The sequence below is a fragment of the Pseudomonas sp. GL_117 genome (genome assembly GCF_057835125.1).
Genome location: NZ_CM174418.1, coordinates 4450434 through 4466085, shown reverse-complemented (window position 1 = coordinate 4466085; position 15652 = coordinate 4450434). Strand labels below are relative to the sequence as shown.

Here is a 15652-nt window from a genome sequence, read left to right as displayed (position 1 = left end):
TTGGAGAAAGGTATGGAGTTCAGTCAATTGCGCATTTTCCAGGCGGTGGCAGAGGAGGGCTCCATCACCCGCGCAGCTGAGCGCCTGCACCGTGTGCCGTCGAACCTGTCGACGCGGCTCAAGCAGATGGAGGAGCAACTCGGCGTTGAACTGTTCGTGCGAGAACGCCAGCGCTTGCAACTTTCTCCTGCGGGTAAGGTGCTGCTGGACTACAGCACTCGTCTGCTCGCGCTGCATGACGAAGCTCACGGCGCGGTCCAGGGCGGACAACCGGCCGGCGACTTTGTGCTGGGCAGCATGTACAGCACGGCGGCGGTGCATTTGCCTAAGCTGTTGGCCCGCTATCACAAGGCGTATCCGATGGTGAACCTTCAGGTGCAATCGGCGCCCAGCGGTGAGTTGCTCGAAGGGTTGATTACCGGTCGCCTGGATGCCGCCTTTGTGGACGGCCCAATTACCATCGCGAGTCTGGAAGGTGTGGCCCTGTGCGAAGAACGCTTGGTGTTGATTTGCGAGGCTGACCACCCACCTGTGCGTGGGCCGCAGGATGTGGCGGGGCGTGCGGTGTTCACCTTCCGACGTAGTTGCGCCTATCGCACACGGCTGGAAACGTGGTTTTCCCACGAACACGTAGCCATGGGGCGGGCAATCGAGATCGAGTCCTATCAGGGCATGCTGGCCTGTGTGATCGCCGGTTCGGGGGTGGCGCTGATGTCCGAATCCATGCTCGACAGCCTGCCGGGCAAGGACAGCGTGTCCGTTCATCCGCTGACAGGGCATTTTGCCACTGCGACCACCTGGCTGATGTGGCGAAAGGGTATGCTCGGCGCTAACCTCAATGCATGGATCGACCTGCAGCAAGAAGGCAAGGTCGGGCTCGAGCAAGACACACGCGCAAGTGCTTGAGCGATTCGTCAGGATTTCGATGAATTCAGTAATAGTTCGTTGTGGTTTCGTACAAGCAATGCGTAGGACTTATGGCTACTATCCTGTAGGAAGAGGCGAAAGAATTGACCGCCGACCCGCATTACCCTCAAAGGGGGCAACCATGAAAGAGAAAATTCAAAACTGGCTCCATGACCTCGGTGTTGCACTGGGCCTGATCGAGCCGCCCCTGCAGCCGGTGCCGATCCGCACGGATGATGAGCAGCGCCGGCCGCGTCGCAGATAAACGCTGGTCGACCACAAGGCGCCCGTTGCAGGTAAAAAAAACGGGCACGACATCCGACGTCGTGCCCGCTGAAGAAACCGCTCTAAAACCGGTTGCGCATCACACCGCGCGCGCCGTTGCTGCCTGTGGCTTGCGCGACAGCACACTGACCAGCACAAAACTCACCAGCCCTATCGCCAGGCTGTAGTAGATCGGCGTGTTCGCATCCAGGCCATCCTTGAACATGAACACCAGCGCCGTCACAAAGCCCAGGGTCATCGAGGTGATCGCGCCGGAGGTGGTCGCACGCTTCCAGAAAATCGCCCCGATCAGCGGGATCAACATACCGCCCACCAACAGGTTGTAGGCCAGGGTCAGCGCGCTGATCACATCATTCACCACCAGCGCGATACCCAGCACGGCAACACCGGTCAGCATCGTGAACAAACGGTTGATCGCCAGGCTCGACTGTTTACCGCCACGCAGGCGTGGCAGCAGGTCTTCGGTCAGAACGGTGGAGGCGGCCAGCAAGCCGGCACTCGCGGTGGACATCATGGCGGCCAGTGCCGCAGCGATCACCAGGCCACGGATGCCATCGGGCAGCGAGACTTTGACGATGGCGGCAAACGCGTTGTTCACGTTGTCCAGGTCCGGGATCAGCACATGGGCGGCCATGCCGATCAACGCACAAGCCAGGCCGTAGAGGATGCAGTAGAAACCGGCGAAAGTGCCGGCGTACTTGGCGACCTTTTCGTCGCGGGCGGTGAACACGCGCTGCCAGATGTCCTGGCCGATCAGGATGCCGAAAAAGTAGATCATGAAGTAGGTGATGATCGTGTCCCAGCCAATCGCGGTGAAGCTGAAGTTGGACGCGGGCAGTTTGGCCACCAGTTCATCCCAGCCGCCGACGCGGTACAGGCAGATCGGCAGCAGGATAAACATCAGGCCGACGGTCTTGATCACGAACTGCACGATGTCGGTGAGGGTCAGCGACCACATGCCGCCAATGGTCGAGTACACCACCACCACGCCACCGCCGAGCAGCACCGAGATCCAGAACGGCAGGCCGAACAGCACTTGCAGCACGGTGCCGATGGCCAGGATCGAGGTCACGCCAATCATCAGCGCGTAGGCCAGCATGATCACCGCGCTCGCTTGGCGGGCCATGGGGTTGTAGCGTTTTTCCAACACCTGGGTGACGGTGAAGATCTTCAGCTTGAGCAGCGGCTTGGCGAGGAACAGGTTCAGCGCAATGATCCCCATGCCCAATGCGGCGCACAGCCAGAAGCCGGAAATACCATGCACATAGCCCAGGCGCACGGTGCCGACGGTGGAGGCACCGCCCAACACGGTGGCGGCCATGGTGCCCATGTACAGCGACGGGCCGAGGTTGCGGCCGGCCACCAGGTAGTCTTCGTGGGTCTTGGCGCGACGCATGCCGTAATAGCCGAGCACGAGCATGCCGGCGGCGTAGATGAGTACGACGAATAAATCCAAAGCCATGACGGCGATTCTCCGATTTCTTATTGTGATGACGAAGCTTGGTGTGGCGAGGGCGCTTGTTCCCGCTCGCCTGCGAAGCTGGAGGCTGCTGTTTTAGGGCCGCTTCGCACCCCGGCGGGAGCAAGTTCCCTCGCCACAAAGGCCGGCCCATACACCGCAGCCGGCTCAGGAAATACACGCAGCAAGGTCAGGTACACCACCGACGCCAGCCCCAGCGTCACCGGCAGACTGATGTCGATGCCATCGGCCAGGTTGCCCAGCGGCCCAACGAACTGCCCCGGCAGGTTGACGAAGCACAGGCCCACCAGCGCACTCGGAATCCAGGCCCCCAGCCCGCGCCAGTTCCAGCCATGGCTGAACCAGTAGCGGCCGCCACTTTCACCACGGGTGAACACTTGCAAGTCATCCGGGCAATAGAAGCCGCGACGCACGATCAGGCCGATGATCATCATCACCATCCACGGTGTGGTACAGGTGATGATCAGCACGGCGAAGGTCGACACGCTCTGCACCAGGTTGGCGGCGAAACGTCCGATAAAGATAAAGGCAATCGACATCAGCCCAATCAGCAGGGTCGCCTTGACCCGCGACAGCAGGCGCGGGAACACACTGGACATGTCCAACCCCGTGCCATACAGCGATGTGGTGCCGGTGGACATGCCGCCGATCACCGCAATCAGGCACACCGGCAGGAAGAACCAGCTCGGCGCCACCGCGAGTAAACCGCCGACGTAGTTGTTGGCCGCGATGTAGTCCGGTGCCTTGACTGCCACGATGGTCGCGGTGGCCAGGCCGAACAGGAACGGGATCAATGTGGCGATCTGGGCCAGGACCACGGCCAGCATGATGCGCATTTTCGGCGTCTCACGCGGGATGTAACGCGACCAGTCCCCGAGGAACGCGCCGAAGGAAATCGGGTTGCTCATGGCCACCAGCGCCGCGCCGATAAACGCCGCCCAGAAGCCGCTCTGGCCCATGGCGACGGTGCCGGCGAAGTGGCTGTCGAAGGTCGGCGCGAAGGCGAAGATCCCGAGTAAAAACAGGAGGCTCGCCGCCCACACCGCGATGCGGTTGACCCACAGCATGAAGCGAAAGCCGTAGATGCACACGGTCAGCACCAGGATCGCGAACACGCCGTAGGCCAGGCCCAGGGTCAGGTCGGTTTCCGGTAGGCCTACCAGACGTTTCGCACCGCCCACCAGCGCATCGCCTGAACTCCACACCGACAGTGAGAAGAAGGCAATCGCCGTCAGCAGTGACAGAAACGAGCCGACAATCCGCCCGTGCACGCCGAAGTGCGCACCGGACGACACCGCGTTGTTGGTGCCGTTGATCGGCCCGAACAGGCCCATGGGCGCCAGGATCAGCGCCCCCACCAGCACGCCGAGCACAATCGCCCACACCCCGGCCTGGAACGACAGGCCGAACAGCACGGGAAAGGAACCCAGCACGGCGGTGGCAAAGGTATTGGCACCGCCGAAGATCAGGCGGAACAGATCCTTGGGCCCGGCGGTACGTTCATGGTCCGGGATCTGCTCGACCCCGTTGGTTTCTATCTTGCGAATACTTTTATCGTTGTTTTTATTATTCATGATCAGCTCCGATCACATTGGCTAAGGGGGCGGCAGCCCTTCCGGCATAGCGGACAAATGTTCGTGACAGGCCAGCCACAGGCCTTGTTTTTGTTCTGTGCGATTCCCTTGCCGTTTGAAGACAATGGTCTCGCGTTCCTGGCTAAAAAATTGCTCCCCGTTCATGCGCAGCTCGGTGGCCACGTCATGCATAAAAATCGCCACGTCACCTTGCAGGCTGACCACGGCGTTGCTCGACGTGCAGGAGAGCACTTCGAAGCCCTCGTCCCGGCGCCAGCTGTTCCACAACGCCTGGTAGGCGTCGCGACTGAGCAGTGGCTGGGGCAGGGTGTAGAACACAAAGCTGGCATCGGCCGTGAACGCGCCGAAGTAGGCGGCGCGGTCATTGCGGGCGAAGGCCGCCACCAGGTCGGCGGCGGCTTGCAGCACCTCGCGCGTGCTCATCAGCGGTGCGCCACGCCAGGCAGTACGCAGAGCATCTCGTACAGCAGGTTGGCGCCGAGCAGCGAGGTGTTGCCGGTGGTGTCGTAGGGCGGCGAAACTTCTACCAGGTCACAACCAATCAGGTCGAGGCCCTGGCAGCCGCGGATGATCTCGATGGCCTGGATGGTGGTCAGCCCGCCGATTTCCGGGGTGCCGGTGCCCGGTGCCCAGGCCGGGTCGATGCCGTCGATGTCAAAGCTCAGGTACACCGGGCCGCCGCCGACTTTTTCCCGCACTTCGGCCATCAACGGCGCAAGGGAGTGGTGCCAGCATTCTTCGGCCTGGACCACACGAAAGCCCTGCTTGCGGCTCCAGTTGAAGTCTTCGGCGGTGTAGCCCTGGGCGCGCAGGCCGATCTGCACCACGCGGTCGCAATCAAGCAAACCTTCCTCCACGGCGCGGCGGAAGGTGGTGCCGTGGGCGATTTTCTCGCCGAACATATGGTCGTTCACATCGGCGTGGGCATCGATGTGCACCAGCCCGACCTTGCCGTGTTTCTTGTGGATCGCCCGCAGGATCGGCAGGGTGATGGTGTGGTCACCGCCCAGGGTCATGGGGATCACATTGTGTTCGAGGATCTCGTCGTAGGCTTCTTCGATGATGCGTACGGCGTCGAGCAGGTTGAAGGTGTTGATCGCCACGTCGCCGATGTCGGCCACCGACAGCGAGTCGAACGGTGCCGCGCCAGTGGCCATGTTGTAGGGGCGGATCATCACCGATTCGGCGCGGATTTCGCGTGGCCCGAAACGGGTGCCGGCGCGCAGCGAGGTGCCGATGTCCAGGGGCACGCCGATAAAGGCGGCGTCCAGGCCCTTGGCGGTTTGCAGGTGGGGAAGTCGCATCATGGTGGCGATGCCGGCAAAGCGCGGCATTTCGTTGCCGCCCAGTGGTTGGTGGAAAATCTTGTCCACGGGAGTGCCTCATCGTTGTTGTGTTTATTAGAGGCCGATTCTGCGAAATACCCCGAGGCGAAAGAATCGGCAGGGGCAAATACTTAGTTCAGATTTTTCTAAACTAATCCCTGAGGTAAACTTCGCTCCCACAGGATTATGTGTGTGCCTTCGGAGACCCCATGGCCAACGCCTTGCCCGACCTGAAACTCTTGCGCATCTTCGTCAGCGTCGTACGCCACCAAGGGTTCGCCAGTGCCCAGCACGAGCTCAACCTGTCCACGTCGGCCATCAGCACCTATATGAGCCAGCTGGAGTCGGCGCTGGGTCTGGTGTTGTGCCACCGTGGGCGGGGCGGGTTCAGCCTGACCAGCAAGGGCGAGTTGTTCCATCAGGAAACCCTGCGCCTGCTCGGCGAGTTGGAAGGCTTCGAGCAGTACGCCGCGGCGTTGAAAGGCGAGTTGCGCGGTACCCTCAAGCTCGGCGTGCTTGACTCCACCGTCAGCGACAAAGCCTTGCCGTTCGCCGAAGTCATCGGCGCCTACAGCCTCGAACACCCGGCGGTGCACCTGCATTTGTCGGTGATGAGCCCTTACGAACTGCAACTGGGCGTGCAGGACAACCGTCTCGACCTGGCCATCGGCGCCTTCTCCAACCGCATGAGCGGGCTGATCTACATGCCGCTGTACCGCGAACAGCACTGGTTGTATTGCAGCACCCGCCACCCGTTGTTCAACGAGCGGCGCATCCCCGAGCAGGTGATCACCCAGCAGCGCATGGTCGGGCGCGGCTACTGGAGCCAGGCGGAACTGGCGCGCCACGGCTTCAAGCACAGCGCCGCCACGGTGGAAAGTATGGAGGCGCAACTGATCCTGGTGCTGTCCGGTGCCTACATCGGCTACTTGCCCGAACACTACGCCCAGGCCTGGGCCGACAAGGGCGACTTGCGCGTCTTGCTGCCGGCGACCTTCGGCTACCAGGCGCCGTTCTCGATGATCATGCGCCGAGGTCGCAGCCGTGAGCCACTGATCCAGACCTTTCGCGACTTGCTCAAAACCCAGCTCAACCAGGCCTGAAACCATGTCCAGACCCCAATGCTCCCGTTGCCTCAGGCCTCTGGCCCATTGCCTGTGCCCACTGATACCCAGCCTCGACAGCCGCACCCGGGTGTTGCTGTTGCAGCACCCGAGCGAGGTCAACCACGCACTCAACACGGCACGGTTGGCGGCGTTGGGGCTGAACAATGCGCAGTTGGTGGTGGGCGAGGTGTTTGCTGATTTGCCGGCGTTGTTGAACCCGCCGGGTTATCAGGCGCGGTTGTTGTTCCCCGGCGACGATGCCCAGCCATTGCAAGGGTATACACCTGACGATCAGCCGTTGTTGCTGGTGGTGCCTGACGGCACCTGGCGCAAGGCGCGCAAACTGTTGCACCTCAACCCGTTGCTGGCGGCGTTGCCCAGGGTGAGCCTGGCCGAAGGCGCCGTCTCCCGTTATCGGCTGCGCAAGGCGCCGGGACCGGGGGCGTTGTCGACGGTCGAGGCGATTGTGCAGGCCTTGCAGGTGCTGGAGGCGCCGACCTCGTTCGAGCCGTTGCTCCAGCCGTTCGAGGCGTTGATCGAAGGGCAGATCGCCGCGATGGGGCCTTTGGTCTTCGCCAAAAACCACGCTTGATGCATGGCGCTACATAGCTACCGGAGCAGCTGATGGCGACTGGGTAGGCTCGTTCATTTAAGGAGCGTACCTATGGCTGAACCGAATTCCCCTGACACGTTGGCCGCGTTTATGGCGCAGCATCCCGGGCCGCTGATGTCGCGTGCGCAGTGGTCTGCCTTGCAGGCCCTGGACGGATACCGGGTAAAGTTCGATGCCTTTCTCGGTGAACTCAACGACGACGAGCGGTTTGAATACGTACGTCTGCAACGGGCGTGGGTTTCTGCGCAATACGCACTGGAACAAGGCATTCATGAACTGACCCTGGCTTTCGAGCAACAGGCCCTGGCGTCGCTGCGCCAAGGCCTGAAATCCCTGACGGGTCAGGACATCGACCCAAAAGTTGCACAGATCCATACGCGTTACCTTCAATCGGCCAATCGTGTTCGCCGTGGCGCCGATGGCGATGTGATAAAAACCGCCAGCCTCACGCTGTGGGACGCCGCGTGCATTAACTACGACGGGCTGACCGGCTGGAGTTATCCCGGCCGCACGGGGTTGGCTGACGCCAGCTTTCTTGACGAGGGTATCAATGCCAACGCGGCTGATTTCATAACGCTGGTGCGCAGGCTGGATCTCGGCGGGCAACTCAAGACGCGTCTGGATCAGGCACTGTCGGCCTCCGCCGAGTTGGGCGGGCGGGTCATGGCACTGGCCGCGGCTGAGTTCGAATTCGCGCTGATCGAGGCCCTGAGAACCACTGCCGCAAGCCGGGTGGACAGGGCGTGTTATCGGGCCGTGAAGCAAGCGTTGGTGGGAGGGGCGCGCTGGGAGAACGTTGAGGAAATGCTGCTGTTTATCCCCCACGGGGTGGACAACCTCAGTTGGTTGCCGCAATCCCTGGGGTTCACCGGGCAATACGTCGGCCCGCCCCCCGGCGACAGCCTGAGCATTCCCCATATCGTGTTTTCCGTCAGTGGTTGCCGGGGCGCCTTCAGCTTCTTCCCGAATCGTCCTGGTGGCTCGTTGCGTCACCATGCCAGCCACCGCGAAGCCTGTGAGGAATTTCACGTCGCCTTCCAGGGTTTCTACCGCAGAGGCGAGGTCGATTGGCTGTATCAGATGATGTCACTGCGTGACTGTGCACGCGTAAAGCAGCTTGCCAACGCTTCTGTCCGCCCCCAGGGCCTCAATGACGTCGCCCACCTGCTTTACACATTGGCGCAGTCCATTCCCTCGCTCGACAAGGCCCAGAGCATTGGCAGTGTGCGCACCCCGGTGCAGAAGGTGCCCGTGGTCAGCTTGAGTGCCTTCTACATCAAGCGTTGCCGCGCCAACCTGCAAGAACTGGCCAACGAGATGCCGGGATTGATGCCGAGCGTGATCGAGGTGTTCCAGGCCTTGCTCAATGAAATCCTCAACCTGTTGTTGATTCCGGTGCCGGGAGCACCCACCGGGCTGGGGCGGGCACGCGCGTTTGGCATGTTCGTCGCGTTGACCCAGGGCTTGATCGGCGGGGGCCATCAGGCGTTGCAGGGGCGGCCAGGCGAACTGCTGCAGGCATTTGTCGATCTGGCCGATTTATTGATCAGCGGCCGCATGCATACCCGGCTGGCGTTCACCGCGCAGCGTCGGCATCAGCGTCTTTATCAGCAACTCTCGCGGTCGCACACGGTTATCGACCCTCAGCACCCGACGGGCCCGCAGTTGCTCGAACGAATGCTCGGCGCGAAGGATGTGCCTTCCCGTGCGCTGGACGCCGTGCTCGATTCAAGTGCCACCTCGCATGCTGCCCTGAACCAAGTGTGGGAGGGCGCGCCGCCTTCGGCGTCACTGGTTGAGGCGGTGCAGCGTTTCAACACTGATCGGTTGATCGACTGGGTAAGCCAGGGCGCCAATCCCGATCACCCTGCGCCCGTCGGTGCTGTTGAGGTCATGGCGCCGCTGCTCACCCAGTTGGCGGACTGGCCGGCAAACACCGCGTTGAGCATTGCCAATCAGCAAGGCCTGGAGCTGCGACGCTACAGCGCCAATACGATGGGACCGCCGACAGAAACGGTCACCGTCATCGCCCTGGAAAACTATCAATTCGCCTATGGGCCCACGAACCGTCGCGTCGTGCATCTGCCGAATGCCATCGCCGCGCTGATGCCGACAGTTTTTGCCGCGGGCGCACCGCTGATTCGCCAGCAACTGGCGGCGCTGGCCAAGACCTTGAGCATCGAGTTGTTTGAGGCACTGACGCGCTTTGCCGGGGCGAGTCGCTCGACGGCCAAGGCGGCCAGCAGGGGCGTGCGGCAATTGTTGCCTGATCGCGTCGGCCACGAGTTGTCCATGCCGGCGGTGGTTGCGCAATTGCAGGCACTGCACCCACAGGTGAGCCTGGCGCGCTTGCTTGAGGTGCTGCGCGAACATCCGTTGTCGGCACACCAACAGATGCAGTTGCTGACTTCGCAATTGCAGCCTGAAGCGCTGTATGACGCCTTGCGCGCGGCCCGTCGGGGAGCGCGTCGGGAGGCCATTGTCGATGGCCTGTTCCACCGCCGCCGCTTTGACCGGCAAACCCAGAATTGGGCGGCCGCGTATGCCCATGGCGTGTTGAGTGATGGGCTCGGGCGAGCACTGGTCGTCAGCTGGGCCGAGCAGCCGGTGCCTTATGTTTCCAAGGGCACTCAAGATCGAACCCTGGTCGTGATCGATCATCGCCTGGGGCGGTTCGCGGCGTATGACGCACAGGCGCACCGCAGCGGCGAGATGTTCACTGGCGCCGACAGCTTCTATGCCCTCATCGTGAGCCAGTTGTCTGAGCAAGACCGTGCCCGCCTGGGGCTCTCGGCGGCGCAGGCCATCGGCGATCTGCGTCACCAAGTCGCCCAGGCGCTGGTGCGCAATCGTGCGCCCGACGGCACGTTCTATCCGTATCGACGTGAGATCGCGGCGTACGCCCGTAGCGACGATACTTCACGCATCGGCGCCGAACCCGACGCGCTGGGCCTGTATGCCCTCGGCTCGGCGCGCTACCTGTTTATCGAAGGCGACTGTTTCAAGGTGGCCCAAGCGGACCCGGCACAGCCGTGGCGCATCCAGCACCCCTCGTTGAACGACGCTTACGCCCCGGCCCTCACCCATAACGGCGCTGGTGCGTGGCGCCATGAATGGGAAGACCCGCTGACTTGGGACGGCCAACGACCGTTTTATCGACTGGGGCCGTTGGCCCGTGCGCTGGGGCCGGATGCGATTGAGCAGGTGCTGCGGATCAGCGGGGTGACAACAGACATGCTGCGCCGGGTGCATGTACGCAATGAGCTTCCCCCCGCCGTCCTGCAGGATACCCTTGAGCGCTTCACGGTCCATCAGCGGGTCAAGGCCGGTATGGACGTTGGTGCGGCTTTTTTCGAACGGATGCTGGGCGAAGTCGGTGCCGATCGCGCCGATGCACTGGTGGGGCGCAAGGACGTCGCGCATTCCGATCAGATCACCGTGCTGGAGGCAAAAGTGGCGCTGGACAAGCCGCAGATGGAACACCTGTTCTTCGAGGCGTTATGCCCTGATCGCCGGCATTCCAATGACCCGCTGGCGCAAGTACTGCAGCGTGACTACCCCGATTTGACCAACCGGGTCGCCGAAGACCTGGTGCGCGCTGTCACCCCGGCCGAGCGCCGCAGCCTGGAGAGCGGGGTGGTCCCGTTGACGCTGACCTCGGCGATCCGATGGTGGGTGCAATACCTGCGCAAAACCAGGATTCTGGAGAGCGCGCACCTGCCGGCCAGCGCCGACGAGGACAGTGCGACCGCGCTCCTGCATGCATTGGCGCAAATAGACGGTTGGCCGGCGCACCTTCGGGTTGAAGTCTGGCAAGGCGGTTTTATGCAGACCAGCGTCGGCCCGTTCGATGCGGCGCTCAAGTGCATGGTGGAGCGGGTATCCCACCAGTATCAGGCTTATATGCCCCAGGCAAACGGGCGGCGACAGCCAGTGGGACGCCCGGGTCCATTCCTTGAGGTGTTACTGGCCGCGCTGCCGCTGGCCGAGCGGCAGTCATTGGGGTTCACCCAGGGCGCCGGGGAGGGGGAATTGCTCGAGCAGGTGCGTTGGCGTTTGCAACGCATATGGGAGTTTGCCGAGACCCAGAGGCGTGTGGGGCGCCGTCCGCATTTCCATCCGCCACAGCGTGTTGCGGATGGGCGCATCGCTTATCCGCTGAGCGGTAGAGGATTGAGGCCGATGGAGCGCGCCCAGGTGGCGCGCTTGCGCGCGTTGTATCCGGCGAGAACCGACGACGAGGTTCTACAGCTGTGGCGGGACGCGGGCGACTCGGTTCGAGAACGCGATGGGATGATCGACTATCTCTACAACGAACGTGAGGCGATGAACGTTGCGCTGGGGCAATGGCTTCATGGGGCGACCGGCCCTGCGCGGGAGGCCCGGGCGCAGGCGGTTGTACGTATCCAGCGATGTTGGGCCAGGGAGGCCTCCAGTCACGGGACGGCCATGGTCAAGGAACTGAATCTCGATGGCCTGGACCTGACCGATTTGCCCACGTTGGGCGCGCATTTCGGGCACGTGGAGGTATTGAGCCTGAAGCGAAACCAACTGTCTCAATTGCCTACGCGTTTCCTGCGCTGTTTCCCGGGGGTGACGCGGCTTTACCTGAGCGACAACAGGTTCGAGCAGATGCCGCCGGGGCTTTCCGAGGTCCCGCGGCTGAGGGCCTTGTACCTGGGTAACAATCGACTCAAGTTCAGGCTGGGCGATGTGATCCGGCTGAGTGAGCTGACGCAATTGCGCGTGTTGGATTTGTCCTCGAACCCCCTTCGCCAAGGGCAGCGACTGAACTTGGCGGGTTTGAAACACCTGCGCTATCTGAACCTGCGCAACACTCAGTTGGAAAGCCTGCCCAAGGGGGCTGTCACCCTGAAATGGCTGGAGGTGTTTGACCTCGCAAACAACCGCATCCAAGTGCTGACTCGGTCTGACCTGTTTATCTACGCGGATGTCCATCGCGCCATGGACCTGTCCGGCAACCCCTTGTCGCAGGGCACGCTTCAGATGCTTCGTGTTTATCGCGAACAACCGGGGCGTTCTGGCATTCATTTCGGATTGCACCCGCATGATATTCCCGTCACTGCCGGCCCCGACCGCTGGCTGGCGGTGCTGGCGGTCAGGGACGTACCGTCGCACCTCGCGCTTTGGCAGGACTTGCAGGGGCGGGAGATTTTTGCGCGTTTTTTCACGCTGATCGAGCGTGTTGCCGCTGACCCCAAGTTTGTTGCCGCGGGTTATCGAGCCCTGCGAGAAGACCTCACCGGCAGAGTCTGGCGCTTGATCGAAGGGGCTGCCAATACTCCGCAACTGGCGACGATCCTGTTCGAGCATCCGTACGACATGAGCGCTGGCGTGAACGGTTGCATGGTGTCGCTCAACAATTTGGAGCTCAAATTCAGAATGTTCGAACTGCTCACCGGGGGTGACGGCGATGGGATGCCGCTGCTCAATTGTTTGCGGGCCAGCAGCCGCTTGGCGGCCATCACGAACGCTGTGCTTTTGTTCGAACCGCATCAGACGCCGGAGCTGGCGGGCACACGCATACTGGCTTACCGAATTGCCTTGTCCGCGGCCCTGGACCTCCCGCTGGGCTTCGATCAACGGCTGGATCGGACGTTGGGCACCCCCAGCCCCGAGAGCGTTGCCGCGATGCTTAACGGCATCCTGGCGGGCGAGACGAGGTTGGACTGGCCTGGGTGGCTGATTGAGAAGACGTATTGGCGGCAGTTCCTGCAAGCCAAGTATCAGGTGCGTCTTCAAGCCACGCTGGGGCATTACGATCAGGCGCTGGAGGACGCCTTGGATAGAGTCAACCGTGCAGAGCTCAGCGATGGGGCCTACCTGGCGTTGGCCAATGACCTGTCCAACCGGCGCTCAGTCGATGAGGACCGCTTGTTTCTGGCGTTGACAAAAGGTGAGTGGGCCAACTTCACAGGTGCCGCCGATACTGCTTATACCTATCAGCAATAAGCACCTTACTTTGCGTGATATGGCCCGCCGGGCTTTCCCGGTATGATGTCCGCCCCCGCAGTCTGGATTGCGAATACGCCATGACCTTGCAGTACCCTACAATTGCCGATTGCGTCGGCAACACGCCCCTGGTCCGCTTGCAACGCATGGCGGGAGAAACCAGCAATACCCTGTTGCTCAAGCTCGAAGGGAACAACCCGGCCGGCTCCGTGAAGGACCGCCCGGCGCTGTCGATGATCACCCGCGCCGAGTTGCGCGGGCAGATCAAGCCCGGCGACACCCTGATCGAAGCCACCTCGGGTAACACCGGGATCGCCCTGGCCATGGCCGCCGCGATCAAGGGTTACAAGATGATCCTGATCATGCCCGACAACGGCAGCGCCGAGCGCAAGGCGGCGATGACCGCCTACGGCGCCCAGTTGGTGCTGGTGACCCAGGAAGAAGGCATGGAAGGCGCCCGCGACCTCGCCGAGCGCATGGCCGCCGAAGGCCGTGGCCTGGTGCTGGACCAGTTCGCCAATGGCGACAACCCCGAGGCGCACTACACCAGCACCGGCCCGGAAATCTGGCGCCAGACCGGGGGCACCATCACCCATTTCGTCAGTTCCATGGGCACCACCGGCACCATCATGGGCAACTCGCGCTACCTCAAGGAGCAGAACCCGGCGATCCAGATCGTCGGCCTGCAACCGATGGAAGGCGCAGCCATCCCGGGTATCCGTCGCTGGCCCGAAGAGTATCTGCCGAAGATCTACAACGCGACGCGCGTGGACCGCATCATCGACATGGCCCAGCGTGAAGCCGAAGACACCACCCGGCGCCTGGCCCGTGAAGAAGGCATCTTCTGCGGCGTGTCCTCCGGTGGCGCCGTGGCGGGTATGTTGCGCTTGTCCCAAGAAGTGGAAAACGCGGTGATCGTCGCGATCATCTGTGACCGTGGCGACCGTTACTTGTCGACCGGCATTTTCGACGAACCCAACTGATGGCCAAGCACGAGAGAGGCCTGCGCTTCCAACCGACGGGCGGCAGCCGGGCCCCGCAGATTCCAGTGGGCAAGAAACAACGCCTGACCATCGAGCGCCTGGCCAACGATGGCCGTGGCATCGTGTTCTTCGAAGGCCGCACCTGGTTCGTGAACGGTGCGCTGGCCGGTGAAGAAGTCGAAGCGCGGGTGTTGGGGGCCCACGGCAAAGTGGTCGAGGCGCGCACCGAGCGGGTGTTCAAGGCCAGCGAACTGCGCCGCCCGGCGCCGTGTGCCCACGTTGGCCGCTGTGGCGGTTGCAGCGTGCAGCACTTGCCCCATGGCGAACAACTTGCCCTGAAACAGCGCATGCTCGCCGAGCAACTGTCCCGCGTGGCGGGTGTCGAACCGCAGGAGTGGGCCGCACCTTTGAGCGGTCCGGAATTCGGCTACCGTCGCCGTGCCCGTGTAGCGGTGCGTTGGGATGCCAAGGCGAAAAAACTCGAAGTGGGTTTGCGTGCCGTGGCCAGCCAGGACATCGTCGCCATCGATGATTGCCCGGTGCTGGTACAGGCCTTGCAACCGATCATGCAGCGTCTGCCGAACATGCTGCGTCGCCTGAGCAAACCCCAGGCCCTGGGGCATGTGGAGCTGTTCAGCGGTACATCCGTCGCCGTGCTGCTGCGGCATATGGCGCCATTGTCGGACGCGGACCTGCTGGTATTGAAAGAATTCTGCGCGTTCCATCAAGCCCAGTTGTGGCTGCATGGCGAGGGCCAGCCGGAGCCGGTGGATGCCGATGCCGCGTTGGGTTTTCAGCTGGAGCAGTGGGGCCTGGAACTGGCCTACCGTCCCGGCGACTTCGTGCAAGTCAACGCCGCTGTCAACGCGGCGATGGTGGCCCAGGCCCTGGAATGGCTGGCCCCACAGCCTGACGAACGCGTATTGGACCTGTTTTGTGGCCTGGGCAACTTTGCCCTGCCACTGGCCAGACAAGTACGCGAAGTGGTCGCGGTGGAGGGCGTGCAGACCATGGTGGATCGGGCGGCGCTTAATGCCGTCAGCAACAATTTGCATAATGCGCAGTTTTTTCAGGCCGATTTGTCCCAGCCTTTGACTGACGCAGAATGGGCCAAACAGGGCTTTTCTGCGGTACTCTTGGACCCACCCCGCGATGGTGCCCAAGAGGTTGTGCGCAAGCTCGCCACTCTGGGGGCCAAGCGCCTGGTGTATGTGTCCTGCAACCCGGCGACGCTGGCGCGGGACACGGTTGAGTTGGTCAAGCAAGGCTACCGGCTAAAACGTGCCGGGATCCTCGACATGTTTCCGCAGACAGCGCATGTCGAGGCCATGGCGTTATTTGAAGCGGGCTAGGATGCCCGTTTAATCCGACTGGCCTGCGTTCTCC

At 62.4% G+C, this 15652-nt stretch carries 11 protein-coding genes; 7 read left to right on the top strand and 4 right to left on the bottom strand.

The genetic code is table 11. From position 1 onward, the window contains the following. The first annotated feature begins 12 nt into the window (after nucleotides 1-12). Together ptrR and AC3ISR_RS20220 are read left to right on the top strand one after the other, a co-directional pair. On the top strand, nucleotides 13-906 hold the full coding sequence (gene ptrR, locus AC3ISR_RS20225) for a putrescine utilization regulator PtrR (RefSeq protein WP_192297077.1): 894 nt from the start codon (nucleotides 13-15) through the stop codon (nucleotides 904-906). 142 nt (nucleotides 907-1048) lie between these two features. Next, complete coding sequence (locus AC3ISR_RS20220) at nucleotides 1049-1171, top strand: PA1414 family protein (RefSeq protein WP_003193089.1); 123 nt, start codon at nucleotides 1049-1051, stop codon at nucleotides 1169-1171. A gap of 99 nt (nucleotides 1172-1270) precedes the next feature. Here AC3ISR_RS20220 and AC3ISR_RS20215 read toward each other — a convergent pair whose 3' ends face one another. The 4 genes from AC3ISR_RS20215 to speB are packed head-to-tail and all read right to left on the bottom strand — an operon-like array spanning nucleotide 1271 to nucleotide 5639. Further along, nucleotides 1271-2653 carry a sodium:solute symporter family protein gene (locus AC3ISR_RS20215; RefSeq protein WP_192297076.1) on the bottom strand — a complete coding sequence of 461 codons (1383 nt, stop codon included), beginning with the start codon at nucleotides 2651-2653 and terminating at the stop codon, nucleotides 1271-1273. Between the two features lie 20 nt (nucleotides 2654-2673). Next, nucleotides 2674-4245, bottom strand: a complete 1572-nt coding sequence (locus AC3ISR_RS20210; RefSeq protein ID WP_226454959.1) for a purine-cytosine permease family protein — start codon at nucleotides 4243-4245, stop codon at nucleotides 2674-2676. Nucleotides 4246-4266: 21 nt separating this feature from the next. Next, nucleotides 4267-4689: a YybH family protein gene (locus AC3ISR_RS20205; RefSeq protein WP_192297074.1), complete on the bottom strand. Its 423-nt coding sequence runs from the start codon at nucleotides 4687-4689 to the stop codon at nucleotides 4267-4269. Beyond that, the gene (gene speB, locus AC3ISR_RS20200) at nucleotides 4689-5639 is read right to left on the bottom strand and encodes an agmatinase (RefSeq protein ID WP_003175388.1); all 951 of its coding nucleotides are present in this window, start codon (nucleotides 5637-5639) and stop codon (nucleotides 4689-4691) included. The genes AC3ISR_RS20205 and speB overlap by 1 nt, the downstream gene beginning before the upstream one ends. A gap of 161 nt (nucleotides 5640-5800) precedes the next feature. Between speB and AC3ISR_RS20195 the strand changes: the two genes are divergently transcribed. The 5 genes from AC3ISR_RS20195 to rlmD all read left to right on the top strand — a co-directional run bounded on the left by AC3ISR_RS20195 (nucleotide 5801) and on the right by rlmD (nucleotide 15618). Then, entirely contained in the window at nucleotides 5801-6694 is an 894-nt protein-coding gene (locus tag AC3ISR_RS20195) for a LysR family transcriptional regulator (protein WP_003193084.1), read from the top strand. Nucleotides 6695-6698: 4 nt separating this feature from the next. Next, nucleotides 6699-7289: a tRNA-uridine aminocarboxypropyltransferase gene (locus AC3ISR_RS20190; protein ID WP_192297073.1), complete on the top strand. Its 591-nt coding sequence runs from the start codon at nucleotides 6699-6701 to the stop codon at nucleotides 7287-7289. Between the two features lie 72 nt (nucleotides 7290-7361). Further along, complete coding sequence (locus AC3ISR_RS20185; protein WP_463984070.1) at nucleotides 7362-13283, top strand: NEL-type E3 ubiquitin ligase domain-containing protein; 5922 nt, start codon at nucleotides 7362-7364, stop codon at nucleotides 13281-13283. Between the two features lie 80 nt (nucleotides 13284-13363). Further along, nucleotides 13364-14266, top strand: coding sequence for a cysteine synthase CysM (gene cysM / locus AC3ISR_RS20180; protein WP_192297071.1), 903 nt, complete (start codon nucleotides 13364-13366; stop codon nucleotides 14264-14266). After that, on the top strand, nucleotides 14266-15618 hold the full coding sequence (gene rlmD / locus AC3ISR_RS20175) for a 23S rRNA (uracil(1939)-C(5))-methyltransferase RlmD (RefSeq protein WP_192297070.1): 1353 nt from the start codon (nucleotides 14266-14268) through the stop codon (nucleotides 15616-15618). The genes cysM and rlmD overlap by 1 nt, the downstream gene beginning before the upstream one ends. The last annotated feature ends 34 nt before the right edge of the window (nucleotides 15619-15652 follow it).

Bases quoted from the DNA above. Each gene is read 5' to 3' on its own strand.
- ptrR (WP_192297077.1), top strand. From the start codon at position 13: ATGGAGTTCAGTCAATTGCGCATTTTCCAGGCGGTGGCAGAGGAGGGC.
- AC3ISR_RS20220 (WP_003193089.1), top strand. From the start codon at position 1,049: ATGAAAGAGAAAATTCAAAACTGGCTCCATGACCTCGGTGTTGCACTG.
- AC3ISR_RS20215 (WP_192297076.1), bottom strand. From the start codon at position 2,653: ATGGCTTTGGATTTATTCGTCGTACTCATCTACGCCGCCGGCATGCTC.
- AC3ISR_RS20210 (WP_226454959.1), bottom strand. From the start codon at position 4,245: ATGAATAATAAAAACAACGATAAAAGTATTCGCAAGATAGAAACCAAC.
- AC3ISR_RS20205 (WP_192297074.1), bottom strand. From the start codon at position 4,689: ATGAGCACGCGCGAGGTGCTGCAAGCCGCCGCCGACCTGGTGGCGGCC.
- AC3ISR_RS20195 (WP_003193084.1), top strand. From the start codon at position 5,801: ATGGCCAACGCCTTGCCCGACCTGAAACTCTTGCGCATCTTCGTCAGC.
- AC3ISR_RS20190 (WP_192297073.1), top strand. From the start codon at position 6,699: ATGTCCAGACCCCAATGCTCCCGTTGCCTCAGGCCTCTGGCCCATTGC.
- AC3ISR_RS20185 (WP_463984070.1), top strand. From the start codon at position 7,362: ATGGCTGAACCGAATTCCCCTGACACGTTGGCCGCGTTTATGGCGCAG.
- cysM (WP_192297071.1), top strand. From the start codon at position 13,364: ATGACCTTGCAGTACCCTACAATTGCCGATTGCGTCGGCAACACGCCC.
- rlmD (WP_192297070.1), top strand. From the start codon at position 14,266: ATGGCCAAGCACGAGAGAGGCCTGCGCTTCCAACCGACGGGCGGCAGC.